Below are 8,810 nucleotides of genomic sequence, written 5' to 3'. Positions count from 1 at the left end.
TAATAGCCACTATTTTTTTGTTTTGGCAAAAACTGGGTTTATTTTTTGTAAAATGCCTAAGGTTTTTTGTGGTACTGGATAAAAAGCAGTTTTGTTGATTTAGATGGTTGAAAAAATGGGGGGTTGGTTTGTTTGGAGTGGTTTTTAAGGGGCGACTACTTATGCAAAGGTCTCTATAAACAGATTCTAAACAAAATTTTAGAAGTGCGCTTGTATAATCAATCAATTATTAAAAAAGATATGATTTTATGGGTATGTTAAAAAAAATTTTTATTTCTATAATTATTACTATTGTAAATGGGTGTGCTGCATATCAATCCAAAACAGTCAACAATGTAACTACAGCTATAACCGATCAAGGTATTCAATATAAAAGTGCAGAAAACAGTGATCAGAAAATGATTAACTATGACGATAGTGCTGATGCGTTATTCACTGATGCTAGGTCTTTACAACAGCAACGCCAATTTAAACCTGCAATTAAGAAATACGAAGAGGCACTTAGTAAATATCAGACCTTAGCCAAAACCAACCCTGATACCTATTTATCCAAGGTGGCAATGACACTCAACAGTCTTGGTCTGCTTTACAATGACAATAGCGCACATAAAAAAGCACAAAGCGCTTATGAAGAAGCCTTGGAAATCTATAGAACCTTAGCCAAAACCAACCCTAATGCCTATTTATCTGAGGTGGCAATGGCACTTAACAGCCTTGGTCTGCTTTACTATAGCAACAATGCACACACAAAAGCACAAAGCGCTTATGAAGAAGCCTTGGAAATTTACAGAACCTTAGCCAAAACCAACCCTGATGCTTATTTATCTGAGATGGCAATGACACTCAACAGTCTTGGTATTGTTTACCGTGTCAACAACGCACACACAAAAGCACAAAGTGCTTACGAAGGAGCCTTGGAAATTTACAGAACCTTAGCCAAAACCAACCCTGATACCTATTTATCTGAGATAGCAATGACACTCAACAGTCTTGGTCTGCTTTACAGTGACAACAATGCACACACAAAAGCACAAAGTGCTTACGAAGGAGCCTTGGAAATTTACAGAACCTTAGCCAAAACCAACCCTGATGCTTATTTATCTGAGGTGGCAATGACACTCAACGGTCTTGGTCTGCTTTACCATAGCAACAACGCACACACAAAAGCACAAAGCGCTTATGAAGAAGCCTTGGAAATCCGCAGAACTTTAGCCAAAACCAACCCTGATGCTTATTTATCTGAGATGGCAATGGCAATCAACAATCTTGGCAGTCTTTACTATAGCAACAACGCACATACAAAAGCACAAAACGCTTACGAAGAAGCCTTGGAAATTTACAGAACCTTAGCCAAAACCAACCCTAATGCCTATTTATCTGAGGTGGCAATGGCACTCAACAATCTTGCTGTGCTTTACTATAACAACAACGCACACACAAAAGCACAAAGCGCTTATGAAGAAGCCTTGAAAATTTATAGAACCTTAGCCAAAACTAACTCTGATGCTTATACAATTGATGTGGCGAATACTTTAATTATGGGGGTAATCTTTTTAAAGCAACCCGCTGTACAACTAAGCAAGGCTAAAAACTTATTACAAGATTTTGATCACATTCCAAAGGTGCAACGATTATTAGAAGTCATTGACAAAAAGCTTGGTAAATAAGGGTTTATCCCTTGTTCTTATCCTAGAAAAGTTTGAGTCTTTGGCACTTATTAAGAAATAATTCTATTTAGGTTTTTTTTGCCGTATTCGTAATATCCCAAACCAATCAATACAAGTACAATACCACCAAGTTGTGTTAGCGTAAGGGTTTCATTGTTAAGTGCTGAACCTAACAGCAAAGCAAAAATAGGCGTTATTAGTGGCACAATACCGACTACCTTCACGCTAGCGCGTTTGATTAAATAATAATAAGACATAAACCCAATGACTGAGCCAAATATGGACAGATAGCCAATAGAGAGTGCGGCTTTCATGGTAATAGTGGGGATCGTGCCTTCACTTAAAAACCAGATAACAACAAACCAAGGGGTGCTAAATAGTAGGGCGCCCGTCGTGGTTTCTAATACTGAAATCTGCGTGTTGATTTGCTTGAGCTTGACGGATATAAACGCCTGAAAAGCCATACTCAAGGTGATTGCTAAAAGTCCACGAATAAGGTCTTTTGATTCCGTCAAAGAATGAGAGAAAATAACAACCAATCCACCCAAGCCTAACAATAAACCAAGTATTTTATTGACACTAAAAAATTTATCTTTGAGCAGTATCAGTGCGAATACACCAGTCATAATGGGTGTTAAGCCAAATACAATAGAGATAATGCCAGAGGCTAGATTTTGAGAAGCGTAATAAACCAAACTCAGGGTGACAAATATACCTAAACCGGCATAGAAATAGTTCCGCAGGCTTAACGGTGTTAATGTGAGTTTTTGTCTTTTTATCAGTAACAGTAATAAACAAACGCCAAGCCCAATCAGCATTCTTGAGGCAACACCAAAACTAGGGCTAGTGCCGAGTGTTGACCAAACAATTGCAAGTGGGGTGGTTGACCAAATAGCAACGACTGATAAAAAAACAAATATGACGGGCATCGCTAAATTGGAAGTATAAGATATTGTGCAAACAGTTGCTTGGCAAGTTCTAGGTGGTGCAATGGATTAACCTGTCGTGTATTGCAAAAATCCATTAACGCCTGATTATTAATATCGCTAAATTTAATTTCTTCGCCGTTGATAAATACCTGAACGGCGTTATTTTTTTGCAGGTAGGCAGCTTTGCACACAGGGTGGAGTTGATAATTACTATGTGGGTCAAAGCCTTCATCTTGATTATCGTATTCAAACAGTTGCAAGTTTTGCACATCCATCGTGTCTAGTTTTGTTACAAATTTAGCAACAGATACGCCGTCAATCTCTAACAAAGTTTGTACCTGTTGAATAGCGCTATCAGGAATCAATGCAGGTTGCTCAGTATGCTGCCACTGTGGATCTTGGTAATAAGATTGGCTGAGCTGCTTGGGACAAGGTTTGTCAATAAATTCAAACAACTCTTGTGCACTATAGGCACGATAACCAAAAGACAGCGTGGTACAGTTATCATCCAAGCTGACACCATGATGTGCTACTTTAGGCGGTATATACAACACATCACCTGGTTCAACATCAAACACCTGCTCGGCGTTGAATTTACGCATAATCCTGAGTGGCGCATCCTCTAAGTAATTACCCAGTTCGCAATCTTGCGTGCTAAGATGCCAGCGACGCCTACCTGTGCCTTGCAATAAAAATACATCATAATAATCAAAGTGTGGACCAACACTACCGCCTGTAGTAGCATAGGAAATCATCACATCATCAAAACGCCAACGCGGTATAAAGTCAAATTCTGTGATGAGATTATGCACTGCATCAATATGCCTATCAACGCCTTGTACGAGTAGCGTCCAATCTTGTTTTGGTAAGTTGGAAAAATCTTGCGGTGTAAAAACGCCGTTGCGTAGTGACCATTTTTTAGCGTGTATAGCGCCTGTGATTAAGCGCGATTCAAACTCCTCTTCAAGCGCCAAACCCGCTAATTCATCAGGGGTAATCGGTGAAATAAAATCGGGCAAAGCTTGCTTGATTAGTAAGGGTTTTTTCTGCCAATATTCATTTAAGAATTGCTGCTGGGATATTTTTCCAAAATGTATCATTTTTGTGTATTTTAATTTGATTAGTGGTTAAAATCTAAGTTTAACTTTAAACAACCTCAAGGAAGAACCATGTTTGATAAATCCCAAACCCTAGCTAAAGTAGACAGCGATATTGCAAATGCAATTGCAAAAGAAGAAGCGCGTCAAGAAGCACATATTGAACTCATTGCCAGTGAGAATTACACCTCACCTGCAGTCATGGAGGCACAAGGCTCACAACTCACTAACAAATACGCTGAAGGTTATCCAAATAAGCGTTATTACGGTGGCTGTGAACATGTAGATGTTGTAGAGCAATTAGCGATTGATCGGGCTAAGGCGTTATTTGGTGCAGATTATGCTAATGTGCAACCGCACTCTGGTAGCCAAGCAAATGCAGCGGTTTATCAAGCGTTATTAACACCAGGTGATACAGTTTTAGGCATGAGTTTGGCGCATGGCGGTCATTTGACACACGGTGCAGCACCCTCATTCTCAGGCAAAAACTTTAACGCTATTCAGTATGGACTCAATCTTAAAACAGGCGAAATTGATTATGATGAAGTTGAGTGTCTTGCTAAAGAACACAAGCCTAAAATGATTATTGCAGGCTTCTCAGCATATTCCCGTGTGGTAGATTGGCAGCGTTTTAGAGACATTGCTGATAGTATTGGCGCTTATTTAATGGTGGATATGGCGCATGTGGCTGGACTAATTGCAGCAGGTGAATATCCATCACCCGTTGGTATTGCTGATATTACTACCACAACAACGCACAAGACTTTGCGTGGCCCGCGTGGAGGATTGATTTTGGCTAAGGCGAATGCAGAAATTGAGAAGAAGCTTAATTCTGCGATTTTCCCTGGTATTCAAGGGGGCCCACTCATGCATGTTATTGCTGCTAAAGCAGTAAGTTTTAAAGAAGCAATGACTGATGATTACAAGACCTATCAAAAGCAAGTTAAAGTCAATGCGCAAGCGATGGCAGGCATTTTTATTGAGCGAGGTTTTGATGTGGTTTCGGGCGGCACTGATGACCACCTGTTCTTGGTTAGTTTTATCGAGCAAGGGCTAACAGGTAAAGCGGTAGATGCTGCTTTGGGTAATGCACACATTACTGTGAATATGAATGCTGTACCAAATGACCCGCAATCCCCGTTTATTACCAGTGGTATTCGTGTTGGCACACCAGCGGTAACAACGCGTGGTTTTGGTGAAAAAGAGTGTAGAGAATTAGCCTCAATGATGTGTGATATTTGTGATGAGCTTGATAATCAATCCGTGATTGATAGTATTAAAACCAAAGTGGCCGCACTTTGTGCCAAACACCCCGTTTACAAGTAGAGCAATCAATGCGTTGTCCATTTTGTCAATCTGATGAAACCAAAGTTCTAGAAACTCGTTTGGTTGCTGATGGTGTACAAGTGCGCAGAAGACGAGAATGCAGTGCTTGTAATGAGCGCTATTTAACACGAGAAACCGTTGATTTAAACCTACCAAGGCTGATTAAAAGAGACGGTTCTCATGAATCTTTTGATGAAAATAAATTGCGTTATGGGCTACTAAAGGCTTTAGAAAAACGCCCCATTAATGTCACGCAAATTGAAACCTCAGTACACAATATTATGCATAAACTGAGAACACAATCTGAAAACGAGGTGTCTTCTAATAAAATCGGAGAATGGGTAATGACAGAGTTAAAAGCACTGGATGAAGTGGCCTATATTCGTTTTGCTTCGGTGTATCGTCAATTTCAAGATATTGAAGCCTTTAGAAAAGAAATCGACAAACTGATGAAATAAAAATCTACCAAGTATTGGAATAATGGCAAAAACTAAACTAGAATTTGTTTGTAGAGAATGTGGTTCAACGCACCCTCAATGGGCAGGGCAGTGCTTAGAATGTCAGGCTTGGAACACCTTAGAAGAAATGGTTGTCTCCAGAGCCAACGCCTCAAAACCAGAAATCCTGCAAGACCTGCCACCGTCAAAAGTACAAAAATTATCAGACATTAAGTCTGAAAACACAGCCAGATTAACAACGGGATTAAGCGAGCTTGACCGTACTTTGGGTGGTGGTTTAGTGGATGGCTCTGTGATACTCATCGGTGGTGACCCAGGCATCGGAAAATCCACCCTTATTCTGCAAGCAATGGCAGCGATTAATAAAGAACACACTGCCTTATATATTAGTGGTGAGGAGTCTGCACAACAAGTTAGTGAGCGTGCTGTGCGTTTAGACATTAAAGAAGATGTATTACTGCTTAACGAAACACATTTAGAAAAAATTATCAAACTCGCCAAAGATCTTAAGCCAAAAGTCATTGTCATTGACTCTATTCAAACCATGGTGACAGACGGCTCAACTTCAGCACCTGGCTCAGTAACACAAGTGCGAGATTGTGCCGCACAACTCACACAATACGCCAAACAAACCAACACCATTTTACTCATGATTGGGCATGTCACCAAAGGCGGTGCACTTGCAGGGCCAAGAATCTTAGAGCATATGGTGGATTGTGTTTTGTATTTTGAAGGCGATGCAGGCGGGCGTTATCGTATCATTCGTGCGGTAAAAAATCGTTTTGGCGCAGTCAATGAAATTAGCGTATTTGCAATGAGCGAGACTGGACTTAAGCAAGTAGAGAATCCATCAGCAATATTTTTGTCTAATCAAGCTACACCATTGCCAGGTTCAATGGTGATGGTAGTGCGTGAGGCAACCAGACCACTACTGATTGAGCTTCAAGCCTTAGTTGATCAATCCATTGGTAATCCTAGGCGTGTTAGTGTGGGTTTAGATCAAAATCGCCTTGCCTTGCAATTGGCTATATTGCACAAACATGGCGGTATTGCAACTTTTGACCAAGATGTGTTTATGAATGTTGTGGGTGGTGTTAAAGTTAATGAAACCGCCTCAGATTTGGTGGTGATGCTGACTATTATGTCGAGCCTAAGAGACAAAGTTATTCCTAAAGATTGGATTGCCTTTGGTGAAGTCGGTTTAACGGGGGAAGTACGACCTGTTTATAATGCCAGTGAGCGTTTGGCAGAGGCACAAAAGCACGGCTTTAAAATTGCCATTATTCCTAAGGCAAACACACCTAAAAAACCCATGAAGGGTTTAAAAGTCGTTCCTGTGGAATATCTCTATCAAGCACTACAATATATGTCAGAAAATACCTAGTATAATCCTTAACTTTATAGTAATTTAATCCCAGAATGAGCGACAATAATCCCACGGAAAAACCGATTAATTTTATTCGTCATCAAATTAACGAAGACCTAGATTCTGGTCTACATAGTACAATTCAAACACGCTTTCCGCCTGAACCAAATGGCTATTTGCATATTGGACATGCCAAATCAATTTGCCTAAATTTTGGCTTAGTACAAGACTATAAGGGTAGGTGTAATCTGCGCTTTGATGATACAAACCCCGCTAAAGAAGATGTGGAATTTATTGAATCTATTAAAAATGATGTTAAGTGGCTGGGTTTTGAATGGGATGGCGAGATTCAATACAGTTCTAATTATTTTACAAAGTTTTATAAATACGCCATTGAATTGATTAATAAAGAATTGGCATATGTTTGCTTTTTAAATGCAGAACAAACGCGTGAATATCGCGGCACACTTAAGCAGGCGGGTACAGATAGCCCTTATCGTAACACATCAGTTGCACAAAATTTAGAATTGCTTGCCAAAATGAAAGAAGGCAAGTTTTCAGAGGGTGAGTGTGTGTTGCGTGCCAAAATAAATATGGCAAGTCCGTTTATGTGTCTGCGTGACCCAGCACTATATCGTATTCGTTTTGAAAAGCACCATCAGACAGGCAACGAATGGCGTATTTATCCAATGTATGATTTTGCCCACTGCATTAGTGATGCGATTGAAGGTGTTACACACTCGCTTTGTACGCTTGAATTTCAAGACAATCGTCGTTTGTATGATTGGATATTAGAGCATTTAGAGGATTTTAATAAACCTAATCGTCCGCATCAATATGAGTTTTCACGCCTGAATTTAGAATACACAGTAATGTCAAAACGCAAATTACAACAATTGGTAGAAGATGCATTGGTGTTGGGTTGGAATGACCCACGATTACCTACCATCTCGGGGCTTCGTCGTCGTGGTTATACACCTGCTAGTATTCGTGATTTTGTTGAGCGTATTGGCATTTCTAAGGTTGACAGTATGACCGATATGAAAATTCTAGAAGACGCTGTGCGTGATGATTTAAATATTGTTGCACCACGCACCATGGGTGTTATTGACCCTATTAAAGTTATTATTGAAAATTATCCTGAAAAACAAGTTGAAACTCTCAAAGCACCCATTCATCCGCAAAATGAAGATAAGGGTAAGCGTGACATTTTCTTTTCTCAAGCGTTGTATATTGATAGGGCAGATTTTGAAGAAGTCGCACCGAACAAAAAATTTAAACGCTTGGCTGTGGGTAAAGAAGTACGCTTGCGTAATGCTTATGTGATTAACGCTACTTCATTTGACACTGATTTTGATGGCAATGTGACCACTGTGTATGCGACTTATGATGCGCACACTTTAGGTAAAAACCCCACAGACGGCAGAAAAGTTAAAGGTGTGATTCACTTCGTTGAAGCCAGCACTGCTCTTAAAGCAGAATTCAGACTATATGATCGCTTATTCACCCTTGAAAACCCCGGGAAAAATGACCACTTTGAGCAATTACTCAATCCAAAATCCTTAGTGGTAACTTACGGCATAGTAGAACCTAGCATGAAAGACGCTAAGCCTGAATTAGCCTACCAGTTTGAGAGAGAAGGGTATTTTTGTCGTGACAGTGAAGCGAGTGATAGCTTGGTCTTTAATAAAACAGTGGCTTTAAGAGATACTTGGGGTAATTAAGCGTTTATGCGTGTATTTTGATTTATCTTTAGGTTCGAACAGTTAGCTTTACATAAATAAACCAGCCAAGTCCTGAAAAACAAAATGTATTAATCGAGACTTTTGCATAAGTAGGAATGATTAGCAAAATGACAAGTTTTGCCGACTTGGTGATTTTATGAAATATAGTCATAGCAAAGCTATGGCTGTGTTTTATAAAATTGTCAAGTTGGTGAAAAATGGCGTTTTGATGATTATTCATAT

Annotated in this window: 8 protein-coding genes; 5 read left to right on the top strand and 3 right to left on the bottom strand. The window is 39.7% G+C overall.

From position 1 onward, the window contains the following. Positions 1–254 precede the first annotated feature (254 nt). On the top strand, positions 255–1,667 hold the full coding sequence (locus tag BBROOKSOX_RS07660) for a tetratricopeptide repeat protein (protein WP_180323912.1): 1,413 nt from the start codon (positions 255–257) through the stop codon (positions 1,665–1,667). A gap of 50 nt (positions 1,668–1,717) precedes the next feature. Here BBROOKSOX_RS07660 and BBROOKSOX_RS07655 read toward each other — a convergent pair whose 3' ends face one another. Both BBROOKSOX_RS07655 and BBROOKSOX_RS07650 read right to left on the bottom strand, forming a co-directional pair. Then, positions 1,718–2,596, bottom strand: coding sequence for a DMT family transporter (locus BBROOKSOX_RS07655; RefSeq protein WP_139660623.1), 879 nt, complete (start codon positions 2,594–2,596; stop codon positions 1,718–1,720). 2 nt (positions 2,597–2,598) lie between these two features. After that, a complete protein-coding gene (locus BBROOKSOX_RS07650; protein WP_139660621.1) occupies positions 2,599–3,696 on the bottom strand; it encodes a cupin domain-containing protein in 1,098 nt (365 codons plus the stop codon). Between the two features lie 69 nt (positions 3,697–3,765). On the opposite strand from BBROOKSOX_RS07650, the gene glyA reads away from it, so the two are divergent. From glyA to BBROOKSOX_RS07630, 4 genes are read left to right on the top strand one after another with little or no spacing between them, the layout of a single operon-like run. Further along, positions 3,766–5,019, top strand: coding sequence for a serine hydroxymethyltransferase (glyA, locus tag BBROOKSOX_RS07645; RefSeq protein ID WP_139660619.1), 1,254 nt, complete (start codon positions 3,766–3,768; stop codon positions 5,017–5,019). Between the two features lie 8 nt (positions 5,020–5,027). Further along, entirely contained in the window at positions 5,028–5,477 is a 450-nt protein-coding gene (gene nrdR, locus BBROOKSOX_RS07640) for a transcriptional regulator NrdR (protein WP_139660628.1), read from the top strand. A gap of 22 nt (positions 5,478–5,499) precedes the next feature. Beyond that, entirely contained in the window at positions 5,500–6,861 is a 1,362-nt protein-coding gene (gene radA / locus BBROOKSOX_RS07635) for a DNA repair protein RadA (RefSeq protein ID WP_139660616.1), read from the top strand. Between the two features lie 35 nt (positions 6,862–6,896). Next, positions 6,897–8,567 carry a glutamine--tRNA ligase/YqeY domain fusion protein gene (locus tag BBROOKSOX_RS07630; RefSeq protein WP_139660613.1) on the top strand — a complete coding sequence of 557 codons (1,671 nt, stop codon included), beginning with the start codon at positions 6,897–6,899 and terminating at the stop codon, positions 8,565–8,567. 28 nt (positions 8,568–8,595) lie between these two features. On the opposite strand, the gene BBROOKSOX_RS07625 is transcribed toward BBROOKSOX_RS07630, so the two are convergent. Then, on the bottom strand, positions 8,596–8,810 hold a 215-nt coding region (locus BBROOKSOX_RS07625), incomplete at its 5' end, for a hypothetical protein (RefSeq protein ID WP_180323911.1).

Source organism: bacterium endosymbiont of Bathymodiolus sp. 5 South, from assembly GCF_900128535.1.
GTDB lineage: Bacteria > Pseudomonadota > Gammaproteobacteria > PS1 > Pseudothioglobaceae > Thiodubiliella.
Note: the sequence above shows the minus strand (reverse complement) of the source record. Positions and strands in the feature narration are given on the sequence as shown.

Bases quoted from the DNA above. Each gene is read 5' to 3' on its own strand.
- nrdR (WP_139660628.1), top strand. From the start codon at position 5,028: ATGCGTTGTCCATTTTGTCAATCTGATGAAACCAAAGTTCTAGAAACT.
- BBROOKSOX_RS07660 (WP_180323912.1), top strand. From the start codon at position 255: ATGTTAAAAAAAATTTTTATTTCTATAATTATTACTATTGTAAATGGG.
- BBROOKSOX_RS07650 (WP_139660621.1), bottom strand. From the start codon at position 3,696: ATGATACATTTTGGAAAAATATCCCAGCAGCAATTCTTAAATGAATAT.
- glyA (WP_139660619.1), top strand. From the start codon at position 3,766: ATGTTTGATAAATCCCAAACCCTAGCTAAAGTAGACAGCGATATTGCA.
- radA (WP_139660616.1), top strand. From the start codon at position 5,500: ATGGCAAAAACTAAACTAGAATTTGTTTGTAGAGAATGTGGTTCAACG.
- BBROOKSOX_RS07630 (WP_139660613.1), top strand. From the start codon at position 6,897: ATGAGCGACAATAATCCCACGGAAAAACCGATTAATTTTATTCGTCAT.
- BBROOKSOX_RS07655 (WP_139660623.1), bottom strand. From the start codon at position 2,596: ATGCCCGTCATATTTGTTTTTTTATCAGTCGTTGCTATTTGGTCAACC.